This window comes from Actinomycetota bacterium (genome assembly GCA_030684515.1).
Taxonomy (GTDB): Bacteria; Actinomycetota; Actinomycetes; order S36-B12; family S36-B12; genus UBA11398.
Window position 1 is genome coordinate 1 of the sequence record JAUXVJ010000016.1, and the last position, 26,334, is coordinate 26,334.

At 60.2% G+C, this 26,334-nt stretch carries 28 protein-coding genes and 1 pseudogene; 20 read left to right on the forward strand and 9 right to left on the reverse strand.

The genetic code is table 11. From position 1 onward, the window contains the following. Window positions 1-491: 491 nt before the first annotated feature. Both Q8M73_06465 and Q8M73_06470 read left to right on the forward strand, forming a co-directional pair. Complete coding sequence (locus tag Q8M73_06465) at window positions 492-731, forward strand: MarR family transcriptional regulator (GenBank protein ID MDP2288193.1); 240 nt, start codon at window positions 492-494, stop codon at window positions 729-731. Next, window positions 731-1,204: an isoprenylcysteine carboxylmethyltransferase family protein gene (locus Q8M73_06470; GenBank protein MDP2288194.1), complete on the forward strand. Its 474-nt coding sequence runs from the start codon at window positions 731-733 to the stop codon at window positions 1,202-1,204. The genes Q8M73_06465 and Q8M73_06470 overlap by 1 nt, the downstream gene beginning before the upstream one ends. Before the next feature lie 40 nt (window positions 1,205-1,244). Here Q8M73_06470 and Q8M73_06475 read toward each other — a convergent pair whose 3' ends face one another. Then, window positions 1,245-1,931, reverse strand: coding sequence for a Type 1 glutamine amidotransferase-like domain-containing protein (locus Q8M73_06475; GenBank protein MDP2288195.1), 687 nt, complete (start codon window positions 1,929-1,931; stop codon window positions 1,245-1,247). 178 nt (window positions 1,932-2,109) lie between these two features. On the opposite strand from Q8M73_06475, the pseudogene Q8M73_06480 reads away from it, so the two are divergent. Together Q8M73_06480 and Q8M73_06485 are read left to right on the forward strand one after the other, a co-directional pair. After that, window positions 2,110-2,667 (forward strand): annotated as a pseudogene (locus Q8M73_06480) (TMEM165/GDT1 family protein). Window positions 2,668-2,815: 148 nt separating this feature from the next. Beyond that, window positions 2,816-3,553, forward strand: coding sequence for an SDR family oxidoreductase (locus Q8M73_06485; protein MDP2288196.1), 738 nt, complete (start codon window positions 2,816-2,818; stop codon window positions 3,551-3,553). 46 nt (window positions 3,554-3,599) lie between these two features. On the opposite strand, the gene Q8M73_06490 is transcribed toward Q8M73_06485, so the two are convergent. Then, window positions 3,600-4,271 carry a DUF2202 domain-containing protein gene (locus tag Q8M73_06490; GenBank protein MDP2288197.1) on the reverse strand — a complete coding sequence of 224 codons (672 nt, stop codon included), beginning with the start codon at window positions 4,269-4,271 and terminating at the stop codon, window positions 3,600-3,602. Window positions 4,272-4,342: 71 nt separating this feature from the next. Here Q8M73_06490 and Q8M73_06495 point away from each other — a divergent pair, with 71 nt between their 5' ends. The 9 genes from Q8M73_06495 to Q8M73_06535 all read left to right on the forward strand — a co-directional run bounded on the left by Q8M73_06495 (window position 4,343) and on the right by Q8M73_06535 (window position 12,662). Further along, the gene (locus tag Q8M73_06495; protein MDP2288198.1) at window positions 4,343-5,128 is read left to right on the forward strand and encodes a response regulator transcription factor; all 786 of its coding nucleotides are present in this window, start codon (window positions 4,343-4,345) and stop codon (window positions 5,126-5,128) included. After that, window positions 5,121-6,473: a HAMP domain-containing sensor histidine kinase gene (locus Q8M73_06500; protein ID MDP2288199.1), complete on the forward strand. Its 1,353-nt coding sequence runs from the start codon at window positions 5,121-5,123 to the stop codon at window positions 6,471-6,473. The genes Q8M73_06495 and Q8M73_06500 overlap by 8 nt, the downstream gene beginning before the upstream one ends. A 99-nt stretch (window positions 6,474-6,572) precedes the next feature. Then, window positions 6,573-7,139 (forward strand): hypothetical protein, encoded by a 567-nt coding sequence (locus tag Q8M73_06505; GenBank protein MDP2288200.1) that lies wholly within the window; start codon window positions 6,573-6,575, stop codon window positions 7,137-7,139. Next, window positions 7,139-7,966 (forward strand): SDR family oxidoreductase, encoded by an 828-nt coding sequence (locus Q8M73_06510; GenBank protein ID MDP2288201.1) that lies wholly within the window; start codon window positions 7,139-7,141, stop codon window positions 7,964-7,966. The genes Q8M73_06505 and Q8M73_06510 overlap by 1 nt, the downstream gene beginning before the upstream one ends. 130 nt (window positions 7,967-8,096) lie before the next feature. Further along, a complete protein-coding gene (locus tag Q8M73_06515) occupies window positions 8,097-8,825 on the forward strand; it encodes a DNA repair exonuclease (GenBank protein MDP2288202.1) in 729 nt (242 codons plus the stop codon). Window positions 8,826-9,070: 245 nt separating this feature from the next. Next, window positions 9,071-9,496 (forward strand): MscL family protein, encoded by a 426-nt coding sequence (locus Q8M73_06520; GenBank protein MDP2288203.1) that lies wholly within the window; start codon window positions 9,071-9,073, stop codon window positions 9,494-9,496. An 87-nt stretch (window positions 9,497-9,583) separates the two neighbouring features. Next, on the forward strand, window positions 9,584-11,185 hold the full coding sequence (locus tag Q8M73_06525) for a CocE/NonD family hydrolase (protein MDP2288204.1): 1,602 nt from the start codon (window positions 9,584-9,586) through the stop codon (window positions 11,183-11,185). A gap of 62 nt (window positions 11,186-11,247) precedes the next feature. After that, complete coding sequence (locus Q8M73_06530; protein ID MDP2288205.1) at window positions 11,248-11,670, forward strand: hypothetical protein; 423 nt, start codon at window positions 11,248-11,250, stop codon at window positions 11,668-11,670. Next, window positions 11,667-12,662 carry an LLM class flavin-dependent oxidoreductase gene (locus Q8M73_06535; GenBank protein MDP2288206.1) on the forward strand — a complete coding sequence of 332 codons (996 nt, stop codon included), beginning with the start codon at window positions 11,667-11,669 and terminating at the stop codon, window positions 12,660-12,662. Before Q8M73_06530 ends, Q8M73_06535 begins: the two co-directional genes overlap by 4 nt. A gap of 7 nt (window positions 12,663-12,669) precedes the next feature. Here the strand turns inward: Q8M73_06535 and Q8M73_06540 are convergent, their stop codons facing one another. Further along, complete coding sequence (locus tag Q8M73_06540; protein ID MDP2288207.1) at window positions 12,670-14,751, reverse strand: MMPL family transporter; 2,082 nt, start codon at window positions 14,749-14,751, stop codon at window positions 12,670-12,672. 63 nt (window positions 14,752-14,814) lie between these two features. On the opposite strand from Q8M73_06540, the gene Q8M73_06545 reads away from it, so the two are divergent. The 4 genes from Q8M73_06545 to Q8M73_06560 all read left to right on the forward strand — a co-directional run bounded on the left by Q8M73_06545 (window position 14,815) and on the right by Q8M73_06560 (window position 17,355). Further along, on the forward strand, window positions 14,815-15,306 hold the full coding sequence (locus Q8M73_06545) for a MarR family transcriptional regulator (protein ID MDP2288208.1): 492 nt from the start codon (window positions 14,815-14,817) through the stop codon (window positions 15,304-15,306). Between the two features lie 53 nt (window positions 15,307-15,359). After that, complete coding sequence (locus Q8M73_06550) at window positions 15,360-15,524, forward strand: hypothetical protein (protein MDP2288209.1); 165 nt, start codon at window positions 15,360-15,362, stop codon at window positions 15,522-15,524. A gap of 72 nt (window positions 15,525-15,596) precedes the next feature. Then, window positions 15,597-16,487 carry an alpha/beta hydrolase gene (locus tag Q8M73_06555; GenBank protein ID MDP2288210.1) on the forward strand — a complete coding sequence of 297 codons (891 nt, stop codon included), beginning with the start codon at window positions 15,597-15,599 and terminating at the stop codon, window positions 16,485-16,487. 4 nt (window positions 16,488-16,491) lie between these two features. Then, on the forward strand, window positions 16,492-17,355 hold the full coding sequence (locus Q8M73_06560) for a TIGR03560 family F420-dependent LLM class oxidoreductase (GenBank protein MDP2288211.1): 864 nt from the start codon (window positions 16,492-16,494) through the stop codon (window positions 17,353-17,355). A gap of 31 nt (window positions 17,356-17,386) precedes the next feature. Here the strand turns inward: Q8M73_06560 and Q8M73_06565 are convergent, their stop codons facing one another. Further along, window positions 17,387-17,932: a flavodoxin domain-containing protein gene (locus Q8M73_06565; GenBank protein ID MDP2288212.1), complete on the reverse strand. Its 546-nt coding sequence runs from the start codon at window positions 17,930-17,932 to the stop codon at window positions 17,387-17,389. Window positions 17,933-18,083: 151 nt separating this feature from the next. Between Q8M73_06565 and Q8M73_06570 the strand changes: the two genes are divergently transcribed. Beyond that, entirely contained in the window at window positions 18,084-18,692 is a 609-nt protein-coding gene (locus Q8M73_06570) for a class I SAM-dependent methyltransferase (GenBank protein MDP2288213.1), read from the forward strand. Window positions 18,693-18,704: 12 nt separating this feature from the next. On the opposite strand, the gene Q8M73_06575 is transcribed toward Q8M73_06570, so the two are convergent. From Q8M73_06575 to Q8M73_06590, 4 genes are all read right to left on the reverse strand, one after another. Further along, window positions 18,705-19,559, reverse strand: a complete 855-nt coding sequence (locus tag Q8M73_06575) for a thioesterase family protein (protein ID MDP2288214.1) — start codon at window positions 19,557-19,559, stop codon at window positions 18,705-18,707. Window positions 19,560-19,604: 45 nt separating this feature from the next. Continuing rightward, window positions 19,605-20,822 (reverse strand): amidohydrolase family protein, encoded by a 1,218-nt coding sequence (locus Q8M73_06580; GenBank protein ID MDP2288215.1) that lies wholly within the window; start codon window positions 20,820-20,822, stop codon window positions 19,605-19,607. A gap of 174 nt (window positions 20,823-20,996) precedes the next feature. Next, entirely contained in the window at window positions 20,997-21,956 is a 960-nt protein-coding gene (locus tag Q8M73_06585) for an SDR family NAD(P)-dependent oxidoreductase (protein MDP2288216.1), read from the reverse strand. Between the two features lie 128 nt (window positions 21,957-22,084). Further along, entirely contained in the window at window positions 22,085-23,344 is a 1,260-nt protein-coding gene (locus tag Q8M73_06590) for an ABC transporter substrate-binding protein (GenBank protein ID MDP2288217.1), read from the reverse strand. 194 nt (window positions 23,345-23,538) lie between these two features. Between Q8M73_06590 and Q8M73_06595 the strand changes: the two genes are divergently transcribed. Then, window positions 23,539-24,039, forward strand: a complete 501-nt coding sequence (locus Q8M73_06595) for a glutathione peroxidase (GenBank protein ID MDP2288218.1) — start codon at window positions 23,539-23,541, stop codon at window positions 24,037-24,039. Next, window positions 24,036-24,506: a MarR family transcriptional regulator gene (locus Q8M73_06600; protein ID MDP2288219.1), complete on the forward strand. Its 471-nt coding sequence runs from the start codon at window positions 24,036-24,038 to the stop codon at window positions 24,504-24,506. The genes Q8M73_06595 and Q8M73_06600 overlap by 4 nt, the downstream gene beginning before the upstream one ends. Here Q8M73_06600 and Q8M73_06605 read toward each other — a convergent pair whose 3' ends face one another. Continuing rightward, window positions 24,507-26,252, reverse strand: coding sequence for a DUF2207 domain-containing protein (locus Q8M73_06605; GenBank protein ID MDP2288220.1), 1,746 nt, complete (start codon window positions 26,250-26,252; stop codon window positions 24,507-24,509). Window positions 26,253-26,334: the final 82 nt, after the last annotated feature.

Here is a 26,334-nt window from a genome sequence, read left to right on the forward strand (position 1 = left end):
TCCATGTACTTCCCTTGTGTCGTGAATGCACGGCACAAGGTCTCTCGCCGCCGGCCTCAGGCCGACCTAGTGACCGGGTGCCGGAGCACCGTGATGACGATCACTAGCGAAGGGATACTCCCCTTGTTTGCGTGAATGAAAGCATGCAATGACCCACCACGCAAATTCGACCCACCGAGGTTTTCGGCAGCCATGCGCCCTGCACGTTGGCTCATGCCAGGGACTTTCCCCCTCGAACAGCAGTTCATCAATTGTCGGGAAGGCCACTGTGCGGTCCGCGATTTGCTCGTCCTTCTCGATAGCCAATCGTGCATCGTTCGAGAACGATCAGAGTGCAGTGCCTGCCGACCTGTGCCGAGCCTTGGGAGAGCAACAGAAATGCTCCCCGCTCTGCGGCGAGGAGGGCCAAGTGCCCGCTTGCTCTCAGCAGAAAATGGATATCCTGTGTTGGGCGTTGACCCAGGATGCAGATTGCCTGCAAAGTAGTCCGCATGCTGCTCATTGCGCGAAGGCTTGGCGTGTGCATTCGTGAGTTGGCGCAGGAAGCTTCCGTCATTGAACGCTCGACTCAAGCCAACGTCACCGACTTGGAGCGCGCCGGTTACTTGACTAGAGCCAAGCAGGGCCGTCGCAATGTGTACACCGTCAATCGTGCTCGCCCATTTCGTCATCCGGCGGAATCTGGACACAGCGTTGGTGAACTGCTTCAGATCTTCGCGCCTGCGCCGTAATGTCGCAGACTTGGGACAGTCAACGTCGCACGGCATGGCTGCTTGTTCTGGGGCAGCTCACCCTTCTCGCCCTCATCGTGCTGCTGCCTGGTGGCACCCTGTGGACCCTGCCGGTGGCCTTGGTGCGCGCGACTCAGGTCACGGCCGTCGTGGGAATCATTCTGATGCTGATCGCAGGTGTCGCGCTCGGGCGCGGGCTGACCGCGGCTCCCTTGCCCAACTCGCACGCCGAACTCCGCACTGGTGGCCTGTACAGGTTTGTCCGGCATCCGATCTACAGCGGTCTCCTGCTTCTCGCTATCGCTCTCACGGTTGCCTCGGGCAGTGCGTGGACCATCGCGGCGTGCGCCGCGCTGATCGTGCTTATCAATGCCAAAGCTCGCTGGGAGGAACGGCGCCTTGCCGAGCGATTCCCGGGTTACCCCGCTTACGCCGCCTGCACTCCACGATTCATCCCCGCGTGGTCCAGGTAGGTAGTAGCTGGCTTTGCTCGTCGGCCGGCCGGAGACGTTTTCAGCAGTGCAAATGCGGCATGGTGGCCATGCGCAGTGCCAGCTCCTGTGAATCAGAGTTCGTCAAATCTCCACCGACGACGTAGGTCTGGCCGTCCTTGAGGCAGCGGAATTTCAGGTGGGCCTTCTCAAGAAATGTCACGGCCTGCGAGGCTCCAGCTGATTCGGGGGACTTTGATTTCCAGTGCGGCACGATGCGCTCATTGATGAGCTTCAAGGTGACCGGAGAGGCATCCACGTCATAGCCATCGGGAATCACTGCAGGGTCATCCATCAGGTGGATGCCTGCAAGGTCGGGGCCGGCGAGGCAGGCGCCAGCTGAGTACCCGCCGTACGTCAAGTGCTGTTCTGCCCGAACTAGGGCCAGGGCCGCATCAAACCCTGCTTGCGCGGTGGCCCGGGCGAGCACAAAAGTATTGCCGCCCGCCACCCAGACGAGTTGAGCCTGAGCCAGGGCGGCCGCCAGGTTCTCCGGACCACCGAAATGATCGCGCAGATCGAGTTCCTGGCATGCGTACCCCAGTGCAATAAGGCCGGCGGCCTCGTGATTGAACACGTCCTGGCGCGAGGTGCTCGTCGCGTCAAGGGCATTGAGCACGACCAAGGCCCGCGCTTTGTCGGTGGTCGCCGCCAGCACTGCACGATCGTCACCCAGTCCACTGGAGCTCAAATACAGCATTGATGCCATGTCGCGATGGTAGGTCGAGGGGCCTCACCGCGCCACGAAGTCCACGACCATCCTCGGACGGTAGGCTCATACCTGAGAAGGGGAGTAGCCCCCAACCGTGGAGTCGACATACTGCTCGCAAGGGCCGGTTCCCTGGCCACCCTTCCCGGCCAGACTGACCCGAAGGGCTGACCAGCCGATGAGCGCATTCCTGCTCAGTTTCGCCGTCATCTTTGTCGCCGAACTCGGCGACAAGTCCCAGTTGATGGCCATGACCTTCGCCACTCGATATCGCTTCTGGACCGTCATCGGAGCGATCACCGCTGCAACGGCGGTCGTGCATCTCTTCTCGGTGGCGCTGGGCAATGTCGTGGGCCTGGCTCTGCCGACCGGCCCTATCAACATCGTCGCCGGCATCGCGTTTCTCGCTTTCGGCTTGTGGACTTTGCGAGGTGACGAGCTCAGCGAGGATGAGCAGAGCAAAGCGTCGCGGTCTGGCCGTTCAGCTTTCTTCGCTGTTGCCATCGCGTTCTTTCTGGCCGAGCTCGGCGACAAGACGATGCTGGCGACGGTCACTTTGGCGACGACCGAGGGCTGGTTCGGTACTTGGGTCGGCTCAACAGTCGGCATGGTCGCTGCAGACGCCTTGGCCATCGGCGTAGGAGCAATTCTGGGCAAGGCACTGCCGGAGAAGGTCATCAAGATCGGCGCAGCAGTCCTGTTCTTCCTTTTCGGAGCCTGGCTTATCATCGAAGGAATCCGCGGCTAGACAGTGCACCTGCTCTGAATCCGGCAAGGAGTCGACGCACAAAGCAGGAGTGACGACCTACTCTGCGCTATTGCCCTTTTGGACCGAACTGAAGAGCCTTCACCTGTGAACTGTTCGCTCGTGCAAAGGAGTCACCATGCCAGCTGAATCCCGTTCCCTTCATAACACTGTTGTGGCGATCACCGGTGCGACATCTGGCATTGGAGCGGCAACTGCACGCCTGCTCGTTGAGGCCGGTGCGCGAGTGGCCTTGGGCGGGCGCCGCTCAGATCGTCTGGATGACCTTGTTGCTGAGCTGGGCGCGGAAAACTGCGCGGGAGTTGTGTGCGACGTGACGATCCCGGCTGACAACGCACGATTGGTGTCGGCGGCTGTGGAGCGTTGGGGTCGTCTGGACTCGATCGTGCCGAACGCTGGGATCGGAATGTACGGCGGCATCATGGACAACACCGACGAGCGCCTGCAGGAGATGATGGACACCAACCTCGCTGGAACGGTGTGGAGTATCCGGGCTGCAATCCCCGAAATGATTCGGACCACTGGTGGCGGTGATGTCGTGATCGTGTCCAGTGTGGCAGGACTGCGCGGTGGTGCAGATGAAGCCGTATACGCCGCGACGAAGTTCGCACAGGTCGGGCTCGCAGGTGCACTGGATCGTGAATTGCGCAGCAGCGGAGTTCGGGTCACCGCAATTTGCCCTGCCGGAGTGGAGACAGAGTTCGCAATAGGTGACGGTCGCACTGCCGGAGATCCCGCGCTCGCACACTTCATGCGTCCAGAGGACGTCGCCTTTGCCATCACCACAGTGCTCACGCAGCCTCGACGGGTGCGCACCACCCTTTGGTCGCTGTGGTCCATGGATCAGCAAAGTTAGGTCGACCCCAACCGCTGCAAGGCGATCGGGGCCGACTCTGGTGATCTCAACGGCTGAAGGCAGCCAAGTGACGCTCAGATCCCTTGATGAGATTGGTGTAGACCTGCAGCACATCGGGAGCGGTGATGCTTGAGATCGCCTTCTTCAGATCGGCGATATCAAGCTTCTCGATCGTGACGCCAACCGCCAAGGCCTTTGCAGTGCTCGTAGCGCTGGCGACGAGTTCGTTGTAGAGCGCTTCAGTTGCGGCAGTCTGGAATTGGCCGACAGCGAGGTTTGCCGTCGGATCACTGAGTCCATACCGACTCAAGAGAGCCTGAATCTGGCTCTGGTGCTGGGTTTCAGCAGGTGCGATCCGGCTGAATTGGTAGATGTCGGGGTATTGCGCCGCCAGCGTGACGTAGACGTCGTGCGCCAACTTCTCTTCCTCTGCCATGGCAGCAAGACTGACCTTCTGCGCGGCCGTCAGCGTGCCCTGCTCGAGGTTCGCCAGACTCCCATTCATGCCTGCACGTTGACCCTGGCCCTGGCGCCCTTGGCCTGCCCAGTTGCCAACGCCGTTGTCGCGCGCATTTTGTGCCGACATCGTCGAAGAGTTGCAGCTTGCGGTTCCACCTCCGGGTCCCTGAGCCTGAGCGGCGATAGCCGGGGCTACTGAGATCGCCAGCGCGCCCAGTCCGGCAGCGATGATTGCGGTAATGGTGCGTGTGCGAGGCATGATGTCCTCCTTGTTCGTCCCGGATTCATTCCGGTGCTTGGACTTCCTGACTCCTTGACTGTGGCAGGCAGATGCGCAGTGCCGGTGTGGTCGATGTGGAGATGGCATGGAGATTTCCGCTCACATCGGCCGATGTGTGGGATGCGCTGGCCAGAGTTGGGCAGGATGGAGTTGTGGCAACGGTTCTGGTCGTGGAGGACGAACGCGAGATACGCGAACTCCTGCGCCGATATCTGGAGCGTGCTGATCACGCAGTTCTGAGTACAGGCTCTGGTGCGGAGGCGCTGCGGATGCTCCGGGAGTCCACCCCGGACCTCGTTCTCCTAGACCTTGGACTCCCCGACATCGACGGTCTGGAGGTCCTGTCTGCCGCGTCGGAGGTAGGCATCCCCGTGGTTGCCCTTACTGCGCGCAGTTCCGTGGAGGACCGGATTCGCGGTCTCGAGCGCGGTGCCGATGACTACGTCACGAAGCCGTTCTCGCCTCGAGAGGTGGTGCTTCGAGTGGCTGCAGTACTCAGCCGTGGCGCGCATGAGCGGGCCACCGGTCTGGTCAGTTATGGGGGCGGCCGCCTGCGCATCGACGAGCTCCAGCACGCGGGCTGGATCGATGGAAGGACGATGGATCTCACACCTACTGAGTGGGGGGTGCTCACTGCCCTGGCAGACTCGCCGGGCCGCGTGTACTCCCGCTCGGCTCTGGTGAATCGTGTGCGAGGTTACGAGTTCGCCGGATACGAACGCATCATCGACTCGCATGTGAAGAATCTGCGCCGCAAGCTTGGGCCCGACAACGCGGACATTGTGGAGACGGTGTTGGGTCACGGATATCGCTTGGGCGTCACGCGCGATGGCTGATAACTCCCGCCGCGTTGGGCCATTGGGTGCCCGACTCCTGGCCGCGTTCATGATCGTCGCACTCTCATCCATCGTTGTGCTCACCATGGCGGCGCTCATCGGAACCTCTCAAGGAATTACGGCCGGCCAGGATGCCCAGCGGCAGGAGCTCGCCGTTGCCGTGGCCGAAGAAGCCGCCCAGTCATATGCAACAGCAGGAGATTGGAGCAGTGCGGATCTGAACTCCATCGTGCTCATGGCCTCCTCGGCTGGAGCCCAGGTGGTGGTGCGGGAGCCTTCTGGTGAGGTCGTGCTGGCATCGCAGGGAAGCGTCGGTCAAAACATTGCAGGGATGGGGCGTGGCGGTGTTGTTGCAGATGTCGTCGTCAACGGCGCAGTCGTCGGATCGGTGCGGCTGGGATTCGGTGCCGCCCAGGGGCCATCGACTATTCAGACGGTCGCCTGGACCTGGATCCTGATCGCGGCTGCAGCGGCCATCGTGACGGCGCTCTTGGTCGCGTGGTTTGTCTATCGCAGCATCGCGCGTCCGCTCGTGAGACTGTCTGACTCGGCTCGATTGTTCGCGGCGGGCAACCGCTCAGCGCGCGCTGCGGCCGACGACGCTGATGCTCCGGGCGAACTCGGCGACTTAGCACGGGCCTTCGATGAGACTGCCGACGCCGTTGTTCGGTCCGAGCAAGCTCGCCGACAGATGTCGGCAGACGTTGCTCATGAGCTGCGAACGCCGCTCGCCGCATTGCAGGCTGGTTTGGAGGAACTGCGCGACGGACTCGTGGCACCTGACCATGAGCGCCTGAGTTCGCTTCATCAACAGTCGGTTCGGCTCGGACGAGTTGTAGGCGATCTCGCGGATCTGTCGTCGGCCGAGACCGCGGCGCTGACCTTGCATTGCATCCCTTTGAATCTGGCCGACGTTGTGCGAGCAGCCGTGGACGCAGCTCGACCGACCTTGGACTCTGAGGGCATCGCTGTGTCGGCGCATTTGAGCGCAGATGTCATAGTCGATGCAGACCCAGACCGTTTGCACCAGGCCGTGGGGAACCTGCTCGGGAATGCAGCGCACTACTGCCACTCGGGGGATCACGTGGATGTGTCAGTTCTGGCATCCGATGGCTCTGCGGTGATCGTGGTCGCAGACAGCGGACCTGGCATTGATCCAGAAAGCCTCCCGCGCGTGTTCGATCGGCTGTGGCGCGGTCAGTCGGGTCATGAAACGGCGGGGACGGGTATTGGTCTTGCCATCGTCCGTGAACTCGTTGTGGCCCATGGTGGAACAGTGCACGTCGCCTCCGACGGTCATTCGGGCACGGCGTTCACGGTGAAGTTGCCGCTCTTGCATCGGTAGCGGGTGACCATCAGGGCGTTGACGCTGAACTGACCGTCTGCTTGACTCGCTGGCTCCAGCAACATTGGACCCACGCGATGTTTCGAAAGGCCGCCGAGCATGGATCTACAACTCAAGGGCCGAGTGGTGTCTGTGTGTGGACCCGACGAAGGAACGCTCGCAGCATGCCGTCGAGTGCTGGCTGCTGAAGGCGCAGTCATTGCGCAATCGCCGCCGGGCTCTGCCGAAGCGCAGGCCGATGTCGTGATTGCTATGGGCCGAATTCAGCCAGGCAGCGACTTGCTGGAGATCGCGGACCCCGACGAGCTGTATGCGGCATGGGACGACGTGACCAACGCGGTTGACGCATATCGCGCCGCGCTGCCTCGGATGCTTGCCCAGAAATGGGGTCGCTTTGTGTGGGTCGGGTCGGCGCAGGCGAAATCGGTTGACGCCGAGGCTGACGAGTTGGCTGCTATCGCCTCACTGGGAATGTTGGGCCTGCACAAGGTCGTGACCGGTGAGGTCGGGTCCAGCGGAATTACGGCGAACGCCGTGCTTCGCGGCGGAATGGCAACAGACGAAGACGTGGCAAACGCCGTCACGTTTCTGTGTTCAGAAGGTGCGGCATATCTCAGCGGCATCACCATCACTGTCGACGGTGGCGCCGGATCGGCGATCTTCTAATGGACTATGGGATCTCGGGCCGGGTGGCCATCGTGTCCGGCGGCAGTCGCGGCATCGGCCGCGCGATAGCAGCCGCGCTCGCCAGTGAGGGAGCCAAGGTCGTCATCGCTTCGCGCACTCAGGCCAACTTGGACGAGACCCTCGCCGAGCTGGAGGAGCTTGCGCCGGGCAATGTGCACGCGATCTCAGCCAGCATGACTGACCCGGCCAGCATCGAGCGTGTTGTTGCCGAATCGCGTGATCGCTTCGGACCGATCAGTATCGCCATCAGTAACGTCATTGGCCATGTGATCGATGCGAAGAAGGAGGGTTCGGGCCCAGGGGCCGGAACTTTCGAGTCGATGTCGACCGATGGTTATCGTGAAGAGTTCGGGCAGTTGCTGATCTCGTCCTGGGCCTTGGCACGTGCGTGTGTGCCAGACATGCGGCAGGCGGGCTGGGGTCGCATCTGCAACATCAGCTCTGGGGTTGCACGCGAGCCAAGCACCTTTCTTCCGCACCTGCTTCCCAATGTCGTGCGGCCATCCACAGCCGGAATGCACCGCCTGTTTGCGGCTCGGCTGGCGCCAGACGGCATCACGGTAAACAACATTCTCACTGGCTCCATCCTGACCGAACGCAATCGCTCCTACTGGGTATGGCTGGCGCGCGAGCGAGGCATCACCGTCGCGGAAGCAACGCAGGACATGACCGATCGGATCCCCATCGGTCGATTCGGTGAGCCTTCTGAGATAGCGGACTTGGTGGCCTTCCTGTGCTCTGATCGCGCGGGCATGGTCACCGGGCAATCGATCCCGGTTGGCGGCGGCGGCAGCGCTCACCTTTGACCGGGAACGCCGTCGGCTCCAGACAGATCGGTCATGTGCTCTTCGCTGACTGGAATTTGTGGCATCGTGATCGACGGCGCACATTTGTGTGTCGAATTGTGGTCATCTCTTGAATGAGAAAGCTCAACTCATGACAATCGAAGCCAGCGCTGATCGACGTCGGCCCGCGACCTTGGTGCACACATCTGACTGTCACCTTGCGCGCGACGAGGGTGGTCCAGCGCAACTGGCTTTTGAGGCAGTGGTCACTTTGGCCATAGCTCGGCGAGCTGACGTGCTACTGATCGCTGGAGACTTGTTCGATCACAGTCGGGTTGGCCCAGAGATCGTGTCGTGGGTTGCTGCTCAGTTCAATCGCTTTCCGGGGCCAGTTGTACTGCTTGTCGGCAATCACGACTGTCTTGATGACGCTTCCGTGCACCATCGACACGATCTTCGCGCAGTGTGCGATCGGCTCATCATGCTTGACGACCCGGACGGGAAGCGCGTGGAGCTCCCGGGTTCGGACATTGCGATTTGGGGACGTGCGATGGTCGAGCATGCTCCGCATTTCCAGCCCTTGGCCAACGCACCTGTTGGACAAAGTGATCGCTGGAGTGTGATTGCAGCGCACGGATTATTGGACGCTGAGGCAGGGCGGTCTTCGCCTATAAGGTCTGATGAACTCGCGGACTTGACTGCAGACTATGTGGCTCTAGGGCATATACATGTGCACACGGTCGTTCGCGTGAGTCCACCCATACGTTATTCGGGATCCACCTACTCGCATGGACACGGCAAGAGCGGCTGCCTGGTTGTGGACTTCATTCCAGGAGATGGGGCGATTGTGGAGTGGGTGTCGCTGGACGACTGGCTGTAGAGCTGGCTCTTGAGAGTTGATTCACCTGATCCCAGCTTCACGCCGGCAATTGACGCTTACCTGGGCGGTCAATCTCGTGGCTCATTGCATTCCTCTGACTGCCTTGTCGCGGGACACCGCAGTCGGGGTCCATGTCATGTTCACTCGAGAAGGGGACTTGGATGGACAAGGATTCGGCAGAGGGTCCATGCTGACGCCGTCCGCGCGGGTGGATGGGTGGCTGCAAGTCTGAAATTGGAGGCAAGATGAAGGGCTTCAAGAACTTCCTGATGCGCGGCAGCGTGGTCGAGGTGGCAGTGGCATTGGTCATCGCGCTGGCGTTCGCGGCCCTGATTGCGGCCTTCACCAAGGCCATCATCAGTCCGATTCTCGCAGCGTTCGGACCAAGCGACGGTATCGGCTTGGGGTGGCTCATCAAGTCCGGCAACCCCAACACTTTCGTTGACATCGGCGGGCTGATCACAGCGGTCATCACCTTCTTGGTGTTCATGTCCGTCATCTATTTCGTCATCGTTGTTCCCTACAAGGCCGTGCAGGCGCGGCGCGGCATCACTGCGTTCGGCGATCCAGCGCCGGCAAAGACTTGCCCGGCCTGCCTGTCAGATGATCTTCCGCTAGCGGCCAGCAAGTGCAAGTACTGCGGCACTGAGCAATCACCGTCGCCTGCGTAGTCGCGTCCCCCATAAGGCGCGTATGTGTGATGCCCGCCCATCTGCCGTTTCACTGAACTGCACCGAATGCCGCACTAGCATGCGGCGATGCGCTCACTCATGGATGTGTTCATCCCCATGCGAGATGGCATCCGCATTCCAGTCGACATCTACCTGCCGGACGGAGATGGTCCGTTCCCAACCGTGCTCATTCGCACTCCGTACATCAAGTCGGCGCCGGATCTGCAGCCGCCCGCGCCGCGGCCTCAGGCGGTGATGTTGAACCCAGAGGGCAGGTCAAACAGCGTGATGCTGAGGCTGATGAACGCCCTGCCAGCGATGAATGTCCTTCCGCTCATCGACGAGGGCTATGCAGTCGTGGTGGGGGACAGTCGCGGTACCGGCCATGCCGAGGGGATCTACGACTACTACAACGTTGATGGCGGCCCGCTTGACGGGTACGACACGATCGAATGGCTGGCGGAGCAGGAGTGGTCAGACGGCAATATCGGTTTGTGGGGGATCTCAGGCAGTGGGGTGCTCGCTCTGACTGCGGCGGTGACCGCGCCACCGCATCTGAAGGCAGTCGTTGCTTCTGCGCACGCTGTTGACTTCTATCACGACCAGTGGTTCCCGGGCGGTGTCTATCGTTTCGAGGATCGGGTCCGTTGGGCCCTGGTCATGCAGGGTCCAACGGCGCCACAGGATCCTGGCCATCCCAAAGCAGAGGGCTATGAAGACAAGCGGCGTGTGTTCGCGGCGCGTTACGCCCGTTTCTATGAACGCATGCGCGAAGGCAACAGCATGCTCGACCTTGACTGGGCTACTGCAAGCACGCGACACGAGGATTTCGATGACTACTGGAGCCGCTACGACTTCACCGAACGACTTGAGAACATCTCCGCACCGACCCTTGCCACCGGCGTGTTCTTCGACCACTTCATCGGTGGAACGACTCGGATGTTCGCTGGTGTTCGTGCGCCAAAACGCATGGTCTTAGTGCCAGGAATGCTTGATATCACAGGCGAAGTAGGCGATGCGGGCGTAGCCGATCTCTATATTCGCTGGTTCGACCGATTCCTGAAAGGCGTCGACAATGATGTCGACAAGGAGGCGCCGGTTCGTCTGCATCTCACCGGTTCGGGAGATGTCATTGAGTCGCAGTCGTGGCCCCCTGCCGAAGCCGAACCATGGGCGCTACACCTCGCAGTGAACGCCGATAATTCGCTGGAACTGTCAACAGAGTCCGGCCCTGTCAGCTCGCTGGATCTGGTGCACAATCCCGACGCACCCAACCCGTCGCCGATGGACACTGCAGATCAGCGCCCTTTCGACGCGGGCGCGCTGGTCTTCACCAGTGCTCCGCTTGAGGAGCGAGTTGTCATTGCGGGCGAGCCCTTGCTCACGCTGAGCGCAGATCCTTTGCCGGCCGATATCGACTTGGCCGTTCGGCTTAGCGATGTCCAGCCAGATGGCGCTTCGCAACTGCTGGGTACCGGACAGCTGCGCGTGCGCGCCAATGCCAGTGCTCAAGTCATAGAGCTGCGACTTCAGCCGGTTGCTTTCGACGTTGAGCCTGGCCACTGCATCAGGCTTGCGATTGCTGCGAGCGATTTCCCCTTCCTGGCGATTCGTCCCAACCCAGCAACGCTGACCCTGCAATTCGGCTCGGGAGTCGAGGTCCTGTCGTTGCCAAGGCTGCATTCGTAGTGGCCGTCCCCGCTTTGCCTTTCATGTCCTTGGGTTCGTCGGGCTGCAGCTAGTCTCGCGATATGACAGCACCTGGCTCCGTGCCCGCTCGCATAGCGGCAGCAATGATTGGACTGGTCTGCGTATTCCAGTTGGCCATCGTGCTGGGAGCGCCTTGGGGTGAGTTCACCCAAGGCGGTGCCAATGAAGGGAGCCTGCCTGCTGCAGGACGTGCCATTGCGGGCGTTTCACTTGTCCTGCTTGCGGCAATGTCCCTTGTGCTGCTTGCGCGAGTCGGAGCTGGACCATTGAGGTCAGCAGCGCCACGACTGTTGGCCGTGCTCGGATGGGTCACTGTTGTGTACTTCGGTCTGGGAATTGTGCTGAACCTTGCAACGCCGTCGACCGGTGAGCGAATGGTGTGGGCGCCGTTGACTGCTGTCATATTCATCTTGGCGCTGATCGCCATGATTCGATCTCGCCGACCAGCGCAGGCACAGCAATGACCAGGACTCCAATCTCCCTGCTGGATCTGGCATCGATCTCTGAAGGCCAAGATGTCGGTGAAGCACTGCAAGCAAGCGTCCTACTTGCTCAGCGCGCAGAAGCCCTTGGCTATCACCGCATTTGGTACGCCGAGCATCACAACATGGCCACTATTGCCTCGTCGGCGACTGCAGTGTTGATCGCCCACATCGCGGCCAAGACCGAACGAATCCGGCTGGGCTCTGGCGGGGTCATGCTGCCCAACCACTCTCCGCTGGTCATCGCAGAACAGTTCGGCACTTTGGCGTCTCTTCATCCGGGCCGCATCGACTTAGGCCTGGGTCGGGCTCCTGGGACAGACCAGACCACGGTGCTTGCGCTTCGCCGGGATCCCCGAGCCGCCGACACCTTTCCAAGAGATGTCATAGAACTGCAGGGCTATCTCTCGTCCGACAGCCTGATTGAGGGAGTCAATGCGACTCCTGGTCGTGGCACAGAAGTTCCGCTGTACATCCTGGGATCCTCGTTGTTCGGCGCGCAACTGGCAGCCCAGTTGGGTTTGCCCTTCGCGTTTGCCTCGCATTTCGCGCCACAAGCACTGCACGAGGCAATCGCCATCTACCGAGATCGCTTTCAGCCCTCGCGGCAACTCCAACAGTCCTATGTCATCGCTGCACTCAGTGTGATGGCTGCTGATACAGGTGAGCAGGCACAGGTGCAGTTCGAACTTCGCCGTCGTGCCTGGGTTCGAGCAATGTTCAGTCGCGGCCGGACCCCACTGACAGAGCAGGAGGTGGACGCGGTGCTGATGTCTCCGCAGTCCGCGATGCTCGATCAGATGTTCACCTACACCGCACTTGGCACGACAGACGAGGTTCGAGCATTCATCGACAATTTCCAGCACCACACGGGAGCTGACGAGATCATGACCGTGCACCAAGCTGTGTCGGCCGAGTTCCGACTGCGTTCTCTTGAGTTGCTAGCACAGGCGATGGAAATCAGCTCAAGCTAGCAAGGCGTCACCGGGCGAGGCTTTCCTGCGCGCTCTGCTCTTCTATCGATGCAACAGTGCTGCCGGGCCACCAGAATCGGTCTCCGGTGATGAGCGCCAGAGCTGGGACGATGACGGTACGCACAAGCAATGTGTCAAGCAGCACACCGATGCACACGACCACGCCGATTTGGGCGAGGGCTATCAGAGGAAGCACGCCAAGCACGGCAAAGACGGCGGCAAGCAGGATGCCAGCACTGGTGATGACCCCGCCCGTTGCTGCAAGGGCTCTGAGCATCCCCTCTTTGCTCCCGCGAGTTCGCGCCTCCTCCTTGGCGCGCGTCACCAGGAAGATGTTGTAGTCCACGCCAAGGGCCACTAGGAACAGGAAGGAAAGCAGAGCGACACCGGTGTCCAGCGCTGGGAAATTGAATACGTGGGTGAACAACCACCACGATGCGCCCATCGCTGCTGCGTATGTGCCGAGCACGGTTAACACAATCAGTACCGGTGCGACCAGGGCGCGAAGCAGGACCACCAGCATCGCAAGTACCAGCAGCAGGATGAGAGGCACGATCACGAACATGTCGCGCGTTTGCGCTGCGGCAGAGTCAAGCGACTGAGCTTGGCTTCCACCGACAAACGTGTCAGGCACGTCGGCAAGTGCTATCCGGATATCTCGGATGGTCTGGTCTGCGCCGGCTGTGCCCGGCGCATCAAGCAAGACGACATCGGTTTGAGCCAAGCCATCACCGGCGGCTCCCGCCGAGGCGGACGCAACCCCGGAGATCGAATTGAGCCGGCTCTTGACTGTGCTGGACTGGCTCTCGGGGCTGATGATGGCCAGCGGATCAATCGCGCCAGCTGGGAATGCGCGCGCGAGGGTCTCCTGACCCGCCACTGCTTCGGGCTTGCTCAAGAACTGTTCAGTGGGACCCAGCCCAATGCGCAGACCGAACAGTGGAAGGGCGAGCACAGCCAATGCAAGGCTGCCGCCGATGACTACGGCCAAGGGGCGACGAGCCACCTGCGCTCCAATACGCGACCACACGGTGTGGCGCTCCGTGATGGGAGTGTCACCCACCTTGGGCACGAACGGCCAAAAGAGCCGCCGGCCGAAGATGACGAGAGCCGCGGGCAGCATGACGAGGGCGTAGATCAATGCGACCACGATTCCAACCGCGCAAGCCAGGCCAAGGCCTCGTGTGGTGGGAATCGTGCTGAGCAGCAAAGTCAGCAGGGCGAGCACAACGGTGAAGCCACTGCCGATAATCGCGCCCCCGGCACCTACAAGAGCCCGGCGCATGGCTATGTAGCGGTCGGGCTCCAGGCGAAGCTCGTCGCGGTAGCGGGAGATGAGCAGGAGTGCATAGTCGGTGCCGGCACCGAAGACGAGCACGGACAAGATGCCCAGCGCGGCATCATCAACGGGAATGCCAGTGAGCTCGGCCATTCCGCCGGCAGCCACGGCCGCAACGCGATCAGCCAGGCCGACAACAACGAGCGGGACGATCCAAAGCCAAGGGCTGCGATACGTCACGATGAGCAAAATGGCGACTACAAGCACTGTCGCAAGGAGAAGGTTCGTGTTGGCTCCGTCAAAGACCTTGGCGATGTCGGCCGTGAAGCCAGCGGGACCAGTGACCTGAGCCTGGATGCCTGCGGGAAGTTGAGTCTGGACTACAGCGCGTATCTCACCAACCTTGTCGGCTGTGGCCAATACGTCATTGCTTGCAACAAGTGGAACGCTGACGAGCGCAACAGTGCCATCGGTCGAAACGGCTGGGGGTGAAACCTGGCCACCGAGTGCCAGCGGCCTGAGGGCATCGGCTCGGCTTGTGACCGCTGCCATGTCAGCTTGAGTCAGTGCAGACCCGTTGACACTGGAGAAGACGACCAGCGCCGGAAGGGTTTGGCTAGCGGGAAGGCGTTTTTGCAGTTCGACCACGGTGGTGGATTGCGACCCGACGGGCAATGCAGCCGTTGCGCCGGTGGCTGTTGACGACGCGGAGCCACCGAAAGCCAGAAGCACCGCGCTGACCAGCAGTGCAAGTACGAGGATCAGCCAGGAGATTCCTCGCCGAACAGTGAACGAGGCAAAAGACGACATCGGGCTCCCTTAGGCGATCACTATTCGAATATCGCTAGATTAGTGAGTAAACTATTTAGCGAAATGGATCGTAAAGGAACGAGCGACGCGACACAAGGCGACTCCCATGAGGCAATCGCCTGGGTTGATCAATGGCAGCCAAGCAGTCCGCTGACTGCCCTACAGGAATTGCTCGCCCTTGCCCCCAGGGTTCGTCAGGCAGTGGCGGACAGACTGCAATTGCACGTGGGCGATCTCCTGGCGATCGAGCACTTGGTCGCCGAACCCATCGGACCGGTGGAGTTGTCGCGGCGCATTGGGCTTACTTCGGCGGCAGCAACTGTTGCCGTGGATCGTCTGCAGGAACGTGGCCATGTTGTGCGCGAAGCCGATCCCAAGGACGGGCGACGAACGCGAGTGGTGGTGACGGAGTCTGGCCGAGCCGATGTGTTCGCCGAACTCCTTCCCATGTTCCAAGCTCTGGCTTCAGCCTCGCAGGATCTGTCCGAGCGCGACAGTGAAGTCGTCGAGGCCTTCTTGAACCGAGCAGCCGATGCCATGCGCAGTCTGCTGTAGATGCGTCCTTCTGGACTTATGGCTTCTGCGTTGACGGGCACTTCAAAGCGCTGATGGATGCGCAGCTTGGAGCCAATCCGCCGACACAAGCCAGGGCCAATACATTGATCCATGTTCCGGGCTTCGTCAGCCGAGCAGAGTTGCCCAATGGCAAGCATCCCAATCTGCCCGCGGGAACTGTCGTTGGTCTTGGCACCAAGGCGATCAAGGCGGCCTAGGATCGCAGGGTAATTCGCAGGGGACCCCGCATTCGTGGGGCCGCTAGCTCAGATATTGGAGATGACCAACGCATGACAGTTCAATCTGCCCCCAGCGAGCTTGACTCGGCTCCGACCTGGTTCACCGAGGCGATCGCAGATGCGCCTGAGCATGTGGACATTGCGATTCGCGGAGCAAATGTGCACGCCCGGGTGTGGGGCGATCGTTCGCTTCCCGGACTGATGCTGCTGCATGGCGGATCCGCTCACTCGGGCTGGTGGGATCACGTTGCTCCGCAGCTCGCGCGCGCGAATCGGGTCGTGGCGGTTGATCTGTCAGGTCATGGTGACAGCGAGTGGCGCGAGAGCTACAGCATGTCCTTGTGGGCCGATGAAGTGATGACAGTCGCCACTGAGCTGATTGATGGACCTCCGGTTCTCATCGCTCACAGCATGGGGGGCGGAGTCGCCCTGGCTGCCGCCGCCGAACACCCGGACTCCGTCGCCGGGCTCATCGTGATTGATACCGCTTTGGACCCGCGTCGTTTGGAACGAGACGGTATGCGACCAGCACTGCGACCTCCTCGCATCCATGAGACCTTCGAGGGTGCCGTCGCGCGATTCCGCACCATTCCTGAGCAGGATGTCGTGCTGCCATATGTTGGCAAGCACGTGGCAGAGCAGTCACTGAAGCAGGTCGAAGGTGGATGGACCTGGAAGTACGACCCGAACTTCTTTGGTCAGACTCCCGGCAAGTCGATGAGCGACATGCTGAATGCACTGAAGTGTCCAACCGTCTGCTTTCGTGCTGAGTTCGGCCTCGTCACTCCCCAGATGGCACAGGAGTTGCAGGGGCTCGTGGGTCACAAGATCCCGTTCGTCGAACTGCCCAAGGCCGGGCATCACCCGATGCTGGATCAGCCGCTGGCGTTGATCGCCGGTATATCGACAGCTCTTGAACTGTGGATTCGACCTCGAAGATGAACGCATGACGGTGTTCAAGCGAGGTCTGCATCTGGGTTCCTACGGCACTGTCGATGACGGCACAGCAGCGTTTGAGCGAGCAGTCTCATGTGCGGTGCTGGCGCAGGAGGCTGGCTTCGACGCAATCTCAGTTCCCGATCATGTGCATCAGAATGGCACCGGCGGCGGACCCGCCTCGCCAATGTTCGAGGCATACACGCTGCTCGGAGCACTTGCCATGCGCACTTCGTCGGTGAAGTTGTACGCGCTTGTCAGTCCTGTCACCCTTAGAAATCCTGGACTGCTGGCGAAGGCAGTGACAACTCTGGACGTGATCTCCAGTGGTCGAGCAATCCTTGGGCTCGGTGCTGCGTGGGATGCCGATGAGCATGCTGCCTACGACATTGAGTTTCCCGGCACGGGGGAGCGCTTTGACCGTCTCGATGAGGCACTCCAGATTTGTACAGCCCTCATGACCAAAGCGCAGTCAACCTGCGCAGGTGAGCACTACTCGATCACTGATGCGTACAACGTTCCGCGCCCGATTCGCGACTCCATCCCCATCCTCGTTGGCGGCGGAGGCGAGAAGCGCACCTTGGATCTGGTCGCCCGATATGCCGATGCATGCAATGTGTTCGGCGATCCCGAAACAGTGCGTCACAAATTCGACGTGCTGCGCGAGCACTGCGAACGTGTGGGCCGCGACTACGCAGACATCACCCGCACGGCGTTTGCGCCACCTTCCAAGGATGCAGCCAAATTCCAAGCACAACTCGAAGCCCTCGCAGAAGCGGGTGCGCAAGGTGTTGTCGTGCAAGGCATGTTGGAAGCAGATGCGCTGCAGATGGCCGGTGCTGCACTCCTTCGCGTATTTCCCGACGATTCCTGAGTGCCTTGAAGAGCAACTCCCCAGTAGGCAGCTACGCGTGCACCACTGATGTCGCCAATCCCTTGGCCCAATGCCGTGCGCGCTCGGCCTCGCTGTCCAGCAGTCGAGTCTGGCTGTCGACCAGGAAGCTCTCGGGCTCCGCGATCAGTTCATAGCCAAGTCGAGCAAGACGGCGTGCGATCACGCGAGATGCCCGACCAGTGAGCAATGCCCGTGCATCGAGTCGGGTGTCAAAGGCTGCAGCAAACTGACCTTGGGACTTCTGACTGGTGCGCAGCCAATCGCGAATGCCTGCATCCTGCCAATGCTCGTCCATGCTCAACGGGGCATCCGGGTGCTTCTTGCTACTCGACTGTGCCATCTCAGGAGCGCTCGCACGCGTTGTACGCGTGCTCATCGTGTGTGCGTGCGTGGGGCCTCCCACAACAACAAGGTCCGCTGAGGCCACCAACTCGTCTGTGGCAGAGGAAACCGACACCACGCTGGCGGAGCCGAACTCTTCCAATGTCTTGCCAATGAGATCGGCCACGCGATGGCTGTTCCCGAACATTGATTCATAGATCACTACAGATCGCATGATCACTCCTGAATTGAAATGTTCTTTTCGTACCGATTCTGACTGTGGTCCAACACCAGGGGAAGAGTCATTAGTCCCGTTGCGCTGCGGTTGCTGCTTTCGGGACGAAAGTCTCTATTGAACAGCGGCGCTTGTGTCGATGATGGCAGGCGTGTTGACCACCGCATGGGATGAGCCCTATGCAGTGAGCGAGATGGTCTGCTCTGGCAGTCCCAATACTTGGGTGCGTCACCACTGCGCGGAACTCCTGCCCGGCCGAATGCTTGATCTCGCTGGTGGCGAGGGAAGAAACGCACTCTGGCTTGCGCAGCGAGGCTGGCAGGCCACGGTTGTCGACTTCTCGCAGAGTGCCTTGGATCGAGCAAGTGAATGCTCGCGAGATTTGCAGGTGGCTGACGCGGTGGAGGTCGTCCGTGCGGATGTTCGCAAGTACCTTCCGACAGGCCGCGCTTACGACCTGGTGCTGATCGCGTACCTGCCCCTCCCGCCGGGTGAGCGCAATACGGTGCTCAATTTGGCGGTGTCTGCGGTTGCTCCGGGCGGTCGATTGATGCTGATCGGTCACGATGAGCGCAATCTCGTCGAGGGCATCGGAGGCCCCCAGGACGCGAATCTGCTGTCCAATCCAGTCCAGACAGCCACCCAACTGGAAGCACTGGGTCTGCGCGTGGAATGCGCGCAGACGCAACCACGGGAAGTCCAAACTGATGACGGCGCCCGATTGGCCTTTGATGCTGTCGTGATTGCGGCGCGGATCTAGCCAAGATTCCTGCTACATGCGAGTTCGGGTGCCAATGCCCACAGCCGCAGCATCAACTCCCTTGACCATGCTGTTCTGGGAGAAGGTCGCCAGTAGCTGCTGATTCTCGTTGAAGATGGTGCCGTGACCGGCCACCCTGCCCTTTCCAGCGAAGCTGGCTTCCTGATTGATCAACGTCCAGTCACCCGCATCGAACTCGCGATGGAAATTGATTGTGTGACCGATGACGCCAGTGGAAATCGATTGGTGCGCTTGGGCCAAGGTGGCCACGTCACTGTGCGCCTCTAGGGCCAGGCCAATCAACCAACCATTGGTCGACCAGGCGATCACTGCTTGGCTAGCCGCCAATGATCCGACAGGCGCAGGCATTCGCGTCCAGAATGATTTGGCTGGCACGCCGTTGACCACACTGTGCTCTGCGCTTGCGTAGCGAAGCGCAGCCCCAGGAAAGGTCACTCCAGGTTCTGACTCTGGCAAGGCTGAAGGACCCAGCACACCGGCAGGCAGAGTTGGCTGGTGAGCAATGAAATCTGGCTCATCGGCGGTCATCAGGATCATCGACTTCGACAGCAGGCGTTCTCCCTGTACTGCTGTGACGATCTTGCTGCCGTACGTACGCCCGTTGTGGACATCCTCGACGAGAAGATGTAGCGGCTGCTCGTAGGTTCCAGCGCGAGCAAAGATGGTGTGAATGGAGTTGACGTGCTTGGGATCATCTGGATCAATGCTCGCCGCCATGATCATCTGAGCCAGAAGTTGTCCGCCGAAGATCACATCTCGGCCCTCTTGTGAACCGGCAGGCATCGGCGCCAAGTAGCGCCCTTCGCCTACCTGGGTCAGCTCTAGAAGTTCAAGAGAGTCGGGCATGTCGCTCCTCACGCGATCACTGGGTGGGTGTGGATGCTGCCAGACCTATGCGGACTTGGCTAGCGCCTCAGTCTCCGGATTCAATGTCGGCATCCGCATCATTCGACGCGCGTTGTCACCCATGAAATCGAAAGTCAACTTCTCTTCCATAGGTTCGGAGTAGTTGTAGTAGGCAACCGGCTCAGTCAGCCCTTCGGGGTGTGGATAGTCAGAACCAAAGAGCACGCGATCCCAGCCGACCAGATCCGTGAGGTCATGCACGGATCCTTCCCAAAACGGGCTCACGTACAGATTGCGTCTGAACACGTCGTGGGGATGCTCTTGGAACGCTTGGGGCATCTTCTTGTACCAGGTGGTGAAGTCATTGAAGAGTGGCCGGATCCAGTCGCTGCCGTTCTCAACGCTCATGATGCGCAGGTCCGGGAAGCGGGTGAGTGTGCCGTGGCAGATCAGGCTCGTGACCATGTCGGAGATCTCGCGATGGCCTAGCACCACATTGCGGAAGGCACTTTGGGTCATGAAATTGTTCGATCGTGCGGACTCCCACTGATTGATGTATGAATCCAACGGGGGCTGGCTGGCGTGCAGGGCTACCGGAATGCCGGCAGCTTCGATGTCTCTCCAGAGATCGTCGAATTCGGGCAGGGCGGGGGAGCGCCAGCCGTTTGGGCCGCAGACGGGGGCTGGCTTCATCAGCACGATCTTGGCTCCGTTGCTTGCCGCGTACTCAAATTCCCGGCGGGCATTGTCCACGGTTCCGCACGTGATGACGGGTGTGGCGAAAATTCGACTTTGATAGTCGAAGGTCCACGTGTCGAGCATCCATTGATTCAATGCATGAATGATCGCTCCCGTCAGTTCGTAGTCTTCTGCAGCGCTGTGCTCGACCAGGTTGGCGAGCGTGGGAAACATGAATGCCTCAGTCACGCCCTGTTCATCAAGCAGTGGCAATCGAGCCTCGGGATTGCGAAATGCCGGGATGGCATCGATGCCTCGTCCAGTGAGTTCCTTGAGCGACAGGCCATCAGCGTTCTGTCCCGCGAAGTAGGCCTCGTGCGCACCTGGGCGAGCCACACGATCAAATGTCGGGTTGGGGATGTACTCAGTGATCCGTCCATTGACGGCGATGCGCGTGTGCCGCCCAATCTGAACGAATTGCACGGCGGATTCGTATTTCGCAGGCAGATAGCGGGTGAGCGCGTCAGCGCTCTCGTACATGTGTTGGTCCGCATCGAAAATGGGCGCGCCGACGAATTGCGACATGTGGACTCCTCATCTAGCCGAGATTTGCATCGCAAACTAGGTGCGGATGCATGCGACGTCAATGGATCGGCGCCCACGTTATGTGGAGGCTCCATCACGCTTGGCAAAATATGCAAAGCAATGGAGTGAGTTGTTCGGGTGTGCTTGTGTCCAAGTGGCGGCCGCGCCTACCTGTCAGACGTTGAAGGCGAAGCTCTCGTCAACCAGTTGCTCGCTCAGTGTCCACAGGGCTTCGGCAGTGTCGGCGTCAAGCGCATAGGCCTTAACGCCGCCTAAAGCGTCAGTCTGGTTGATGCTGGCAACATCGCAGTCCTCAAGGAACTTGCCGCCGATTTCGTCCGGCGATGCCACACAGGCAGCCCAGACGGTTGTAGCAGCGCCTTGCGGGATGCTCTTGAACTGCATCTGTGGTGCGCCGGCAGGAGTGGCCGCAGCGCGCATCTTGGCGATGAGGTCAGGGGTGACGTGCCGAGCGAGCTCGGTTTGAATGCCGCCTGGGTGCAATGCCGTGGCTCGGATGCCCTGAGCGCTCAGGCGGCGGTCCAGGGCGACTCCAAAGAGGACATTGGCTGTCTTGGAGCGGCCGTAGGCAACCCAAGGATCGTAGGCAGTCGTGGCAAACCCTGGATCGTCCAAGTTCACGTCCGAGCGACGGTGTGCTGCAGAAGAGAGCAAGACGATGCGGCCTGGCGATTTGATGAGCGGAACGACTCGGTTGACGAAGACGAAGTGCCCGAGGTGGTTTGTCCCGAACTGTGTCTCGAAGCCATCCTCGGTAGTGCCTTGGGGACAGGCCATCACTCCGGCGTTTGCGATCACCACATCAAATGTGTCGCCTTGCGCAAGAAGCTCATCGGCGCCGCGTCTGACACTCGCCAGCGATGCGAGGTCAACCTCAATCACTTCCAGGGATGCACCGGGTGCAATGAAGGCGCGGACGGACTCAAGGGCACGGTCGGCCTTGGCCAAATCGCGTGCGGTGCCAACGACGGACGCCCCGTGCGCAAGCAGAGTCCGCGTTGTTTCAACGCCTAGTCCAGCCGAGACTCCCGTGACAAGAAAGCGCTTACCGGTGAGATCAACTCCGTTCAAGACTTCGTCGGTTGTTGATGTGGCTGAGAATGCTGAAGTCATGTAGGAGCCTTCCAAGGGAGAACACGCAATGGTTGAACCTGAAAACTGAGGCAGCCCCAGAAATCTGGGGCTGCCTCAGTTTATGGCCGTTCTGGGATCTCTTGAGGGGAAGTGCGAAGAAATCCTTCTTAGGACAGCGGGAGCAGATCGCCGCAGGTGGCGGCAGAGTCAGGCACGAACTTGCCGTCCTTGACCTCAAGGAACCATTGGCACCTTGACGGATCGCCATTGGGTGTCAATCCGGGGGCGAACGACACAGGAGCAATGCTGAGTCCCGCTCCGTCGTAGTCCGTCACCGCGCGCAGATTGGTGACGAAGTCACTGCGGCTTGCGCACGGACCCGCTTCCTTCAGGCCTCGAATGAACAGGTCAGCAGCAACGTAGCCAACGGACGCGAACGAGGTTTCGGTATTCAGGCCAGCTGCATTCATGGCATCCACGTAAGCAGTGACTGCTGGATCATCCAGACTCAGCGGCTTGGTGCCCGAGGTCGCGGCAAGCGCGCCTTCGAGGATGTCACCCGTCTTTGCGACAACATCCGGCGGCACGATCAACGACATCATCTTGGCCTTCATCGGCACTCCCTGTTGATCAAGGGCCTGCAAGAGGGAGATGGCAGAATCGACCAGCGAGATCGAATTGACGCCATCAGCTCCGGAGTTCTTGATTTTCAGAGCCATCGATGTTGCATCGAATGCTCCAAGCGGCATGTCCAAGATGGTGGTTCCCACTTTCATGCCAACGGCAGGCACAGCGGCTTCCATGCCCTTGGCCGATGCGGTGGCACCTGGTGAGTTATGTCCGACAATCGCCACGCTTGTGCTGCCAGCTTCCTTCATGCGAAGTGGAGTGCTGGTCGAAGCGAAGCCTGAGTTGTAAGCACCGAAGACGCCAAAGACGTTGGCGTCCACGGCATAGGAAGGCTGAATTGCCAGACCAGTGACAGGTACGTTCTGCTGGCGTAGTTTGCTGAACATCGTGTCGGCTTGTGATGCATGCAGCAGTCCGTACACCTTGTCCTGATCAATTGCCTTGGCCGAGACCGTGCTTTGACGGGAGCCGTCACTCATATCGTCGTACACAGTTGTCACGATTGTGCGCCCGTTGACGCCACCATTCGCGTTCTCTTGCTCAAAGCGCAATTGGGCAGCCTTGTCGAATTCGGCGAAAGTCGCCGCTGCAGGACCAGTCTTGGGAAAGACGATGCCCACTTTGACTTGCGTAGCACTGATGCCGGGAACAGCCGCGCAATCAAGGCCACTTGGACTCTCGGTGGAGTCGCCAGCCGATGGGTCAGAGCTACTGCAGGCAGCAAGCAGCATTGCAGCACTCAATCCAGCAATGAGCGCTGCTGTCTTGGTGTTCCGCTTGCGAGTGGATACGTTCACGGGGGTGCCCCTTTCGCGACGTTCAAAATGAACTCGTATTCGAATTCATTTCGAGAATGCGCTGGTGGTCAGACGAAGTCAACGAGTGAATGGGTCTGCGACATGATCGTTATCAACTCGACATTTGTGAGTTGTCTGTGAGGAGTCAGTGAGGCGGTATTGACGCAGCCAATTAGATTGTGCACAATCTAATTATGGAAAATGCAAAGGCCCTGCTCGATCTCTCATTCGTTGATAACCATGGCACAGTAGTTCCGCTGTCAGACTTCGCTGGCCGCCCGATGCTGATCGTCAACACCGCCAGCAAGTGTGGACTTACGCCACAGCTGGAAGGCATCCAGAAGCTCTACGAGGATTTCTCGGACCAGGGGCTAATTGTCATCGGATTCCCGTGCGATCAGTTTGCGCATCAGGAGCCAGGCGACGACGCCCAGATCGAGGAGTTCTGCCAGCTCAACTACGGAGTCAGCTTTCCGCTCTCAAGCAAGGTCGACGTCAACGGCAAGAACACTCATCCGGTCTTTGCGTTTCTTAAGCAGCATGCCGGTGGCGTGTTTGGTTCTTCGATTAAATGGAACTTCACGAAATTCCTGGTTTCGCCAGACGCGAGCGAAATCAAGCGCTTTGCGCCCAAGACGACTCCTGACGCCATTCGCGCAGATGTGGAAGCAATGCTGTCAGAATCGTCCTCGTGACCACGCCCACTGATCCCGATCCAACTCTGCTGCTCGACAATCAGCTGTGTTTCTTGGTGTACCGCCTGCAGCGCAGCATCACTGATCGCTATCGCCCTATTCTCGGCGAGCTTGGCCTCACCTACCCCCAGTACCTGGTGATGCTTGCCCTGTGGGAGTCCAAGAGGCTCACAGTGAGCGAGTTGGGGGAGCGGCTCAGTTTGGACAGCGGCACCGTTTCGCCTCTGCTCAAGAGACTGGAATCGGGCGAACTGATTCGGCGCCAGCGCTCGAAAGTCGATGAGCGCTCCGTTGAGATCTCTTTGACTGCTCGTGGCCGGGCTCTGCGCAAACGGGCGCTTGCAGTGCCTCCCGCGGTCGGCGAGTGCTTTGCCACGAGCGCAGACGAGTACTGGGCATTGCGGCATCAACTCTCGGGACTGCTTCAGCGAGTTGAAGAAGCAAACGCTGCAGACCTGGTCGGCTGACTACCAGGAGCCACCGCCGCCACCGCCTCCTCCGCCGCCTGCGCTTCCGCCTGATCCCGAACCACTGCTGGGTGCAGTGAGCGAACTTGAAGCAGAATGCGAGGCATTGCCCACCATGGTGCTCAGCGCCGCGATAGTGACGACGTTGAAACCCGATGCGCGAAGTTCTTCAGGTGTCAGGTCTGGGAAGGCACCGACCCACGACTCCTCCAACGAGAAGACCACCGCGTAGGGGAGCATGGTGGCCAGGATTGCAGCGGCTGGAAGGCCCAATCGTTGAGCAAATTCGCGTCGCGCCACGGAGGCATCTGTCTCAAGCAGACGTCGAAAACCAAGGGTGAGCATGAGGAAGCGAGCGGACTCATCGGTCTCCCGACGAGGTGTGATGATCCGGGCAATCACGCCGCCAAGCACTGCACCGACGAAGATGCCCACAGCAACGATGACGCCGGGGGGCGAATCCAGAACGATTGATGCGATGAAGACGACGACACCTATGGCGGCAATGAGGAACATCCAGTTCCAACGGCGATCAGGAGCGCCGCCCTGCTCGTTGCGCCGACCTGCAGCTTCGGCGACGTCCACGAGATTGGAGTACTCCGAACCCCACACGCCTGCCAACTGAGCGTTGTACTGGCCCAGACTTGCAGGTGAGCCTGCCGCGAAGATCTGATCCAGCAGCTTTGCCTCCCAAGCCTGCACCTTGACGTTGGCCTGTGGCACAAGCTCAACTGTCAGATCGTCAGCGTCTGCGATGACCAGCTGTCCGCGCGCTGCAAGATCGGTGAGCGCCGCAACCATGGCTCTGGGTCGCATGCTGGTGTTGTCGCCCTTCCATGCAGCAGCCATCTCCACAGCGCTCAAGCGATCTGGCGGCTCGAACTGGACGGGCGTTGCCGTGACAGCGACACCCTTGTCCTTGCGACGCCAAATGCTGGCGAGCACGATCGGCACGACGAGCAGGCCCCAGAACAGCAGCCCGCCGATGATCACGCCAAGCACAATCGGCTGTTCAGGTTCGAACACCTCCACCGGCTTCACTGTGAAGGCTCCAGCGGGGTAGTCGATTGCTGTGGTGAGGTATTCACCTGCTGCTACGGCGCTCGGGCCCAGGCCGACAGTCGAACCTTGGATCTGGAGCGGGCACGTCTGGGTCGATCCAAAGGAGCCAAGGAGACATCGTGCGGCGATGGGCTCGGCGGGACCATTGACACTGGCCTTGGCCGAAATGATCGGTACATCAAAAGTGTTGGCAACAAGATCCCAGAAGAATTCGACATCGCCAACGGCGAGACCTTCTGGAGCTTGCGGATCAGCGACATCAGACGCGTTGATCACTCTCAGTGCGTTGGCGACTGAGTACGTGATCACGTACGTGTGCTTGCCGCTGACTGTCGTATCTGGATCGCCTATTCGAACCCGCAGCAGGTTGGACTCTTCGCTGGTTGTGTAGTCGGCGATGAAGCCATCAACGCTGACGCTCTGGACATTGACTTCGTAGAGCCGAGTCCGCCCAGCGCTGTCGTTGTCTGCCAGAACGAGATCGCGATAGATCCCGTGCTTGTTTGGAGTGTCGGAGAAGTCGTAGGTGATGGTTTCCTTGAAGTCCACGACGCTGTTGGCTTGCACAGTGGCCACGACGTCGTAGGAACTGATCGACTCAGCCGCTTGGGCAGCGCCGGCAAGTCCGACGCCCATCGAGATTGCAAGCAAGGCCCCAGTGATCCACGCGCGCATCCTCTTCATGCGGGTGATTGTGGCAGTGTCCAATCATTAGCGGTATTAGCCCGCCGGTCTGCCAAAGCCATACGCTCAGGTATGCCAAGTT

Excerpts from the sequence above, each read along its gene's own strand:
- Q8M73_06465 (MDP2288193.1), top strand. The coding sequence starts at position 492 with ATGCTGCTCATTGCGCGAAGGCTTGGCGTGTGCATTCGTGAGTTGGCG.
- Q8M73_06470 (MDP2288194.1), top strand. The coding sequence starts at position 731 with ATGTCGCAGACTTGGGACAGTCAACGTCGCACGGCATGGCTGCTTGTT.
- Q8M73_06475 (MDP2288195.1), bottom strand. The coding sequence starts at position 1,931 with ATGGCATCAATGCTGTATTTGAGCTCCAGTGGACTGGGTGACGATCGT.
- Q8M73_06485 (MDP2288196.1), top strand. The coding sequence starts at position 2,816 with ATGCCAGCTGAATCCCGTTCCCTTCATAACACTGTTGTGGCGATCACC.
- Q8M73_06490 (MDP2288197.1), bottom strand. The coding sequence starts at position 4,271 with ATGCCTCGCACACGCACCATTACCGCAATCATCGCTGCCGGACTGGGC.
- Q8M73_06495 (MDP2288198.1), top strand. The coding sequence starts at position 4,343 with ATGCGCAGTGCCGGTGTGGTCGATGTGGAGATGGCATGGAGATTTCCG.
- Q8M73_06500 (MDP2288199.1), top strand. The coding sequence starts at position 5,121 with ATGGCTGATAACTCCCGCCGCGTTGGGCCATTGGGTGCCCGACTCCTG.
- Q8M73_06505 (MDP2288200.1), top strand. The coding sequence starts at position 6,573 with ATGGATCTACAACTCAAGGGCCGAGTGGTGTCTGTGTGTGGACCCGAC.
- Q8M73_06510 (MDP2288201.1), top strand. The coding sequence starts at position 7,139 with ATGGACTATGGGATCTCGGGCCGGGTGGCCATCGTGTCCGGCGGCAGT.
- Q8M73_06515 (MDP2288202.1), top strand. The coding sequence starts at position 8,097 with ATGACAATCGAAGCCAGCGCTGATCGACGTCGGCCCGCGACCTTGGTG.
- Q8M73_06520 (MDP2288203.1), top strand. The coding sequence starts at position 9,071 with ATGAAGGGCTTCAAGAACTTCCTGATGCGCGGCAGCGTGGTCGAGGTG.
- Q8M73_06525 (MDP2288204.1), top strand. The coding sequence starts at position 9,584 with ATGCGCTCACTCATGGATGTGTTCATCCCCATGCGAGATGGCATCCGC.
- Q8M73_06530 (MDP2288205.1), top strand. The coding sequence starts at position 11,248 with ATGACAGCACCTGGCTCCGTGCCCGCTCGCATAGCGGCAGCAATGATT.
- Q8M73_06535 (MDP2288206.1), top strand. The coding sequence starts at position 11,667 with ATGACCAGGACTCCAATCTCCCTGCTGGATCTGGCATCGATCTCTGAA.
- Q8M73_06540 (MDP2288207.1), bottom strand. The coding sequence starts at position 14,751 with ATGTCGTCTTTTGCCTCGTTCACTGTTCGGCGAGGAATCTCCTGGCTG.
- Q8M73_06545 (MDP2288208.1), top strand. The coding sequence starts at position 14,815 with ATGGATCGTAAAGGAACGAGCGACGCGACACAAGGCGACTCCCATGAG.
- Q8M73_06550 (MDP2288209.1), top strand. The coding sequence starts at position 15,360 with ATGGATGCGCAGCTTGGAGCCAATCCGCCGACACAAGCCAGGGCCAAT.
- Q8M73_06555 (MDP2288210.1), top strand. The coding sequence starts at position 15,597 with ATGACAGTTCAATCTGCCCCCAGCGAGCTTGACTCGGCTCCGACCTGG.
- Q8M73_06560 (MDP2288211.1), top strand. The coding sequence starts at position 16,492 with ATGACGGTGTTCAAGCGAGGTCTGCATCTGGGTTCCTACGGCACTGTC.
- Q8M73_06565 (MDP2288212.1), bottom strand. The coding sequence starts at position 17,932 with ATGCGATCTGTAGTGATCTATGAATCAATGTTCGGGAACAGCCATCGC.
- Q8M73_06575 (MDP2288214.1), bottom strand. The coding sequence starts at position 19,559 with ATGCCCGACTCTCTTGAACTTCTAGAGCTGACCCAGGTAGGCGAAGGG.
- Q8M73_06580 (MDP2288215.1), bottom strand. The coding sequence starts at position 20,822 with ATGTCGCAATTCGTCGGCGCGCCCATTTTCGATGCGGACCAACACATG.
- Q8M73_06585 (MDP2288216.1), bottom strand. The coding sequence starts at position 21,956 with ATGACTTCAGCATTCTCAGCCACATCAACAACCGACGAAGTCTTGAAC.
- Q8M73_06595 (MDP2288218.1), top strand. The coding sequence starts at position 23,539 with ATGGAAAATGCAAAGGCCCTGCTCGATCTCTCATTCGTTGATAACCAT.
- Q8M73_06605 (MDP2288220.1), bottom strand. The coding sequence starts at position 26,252 with ATGAAGAGGATGCGCGCGTGGATCACTGGGGCCTTGCTTGCAATCTCG.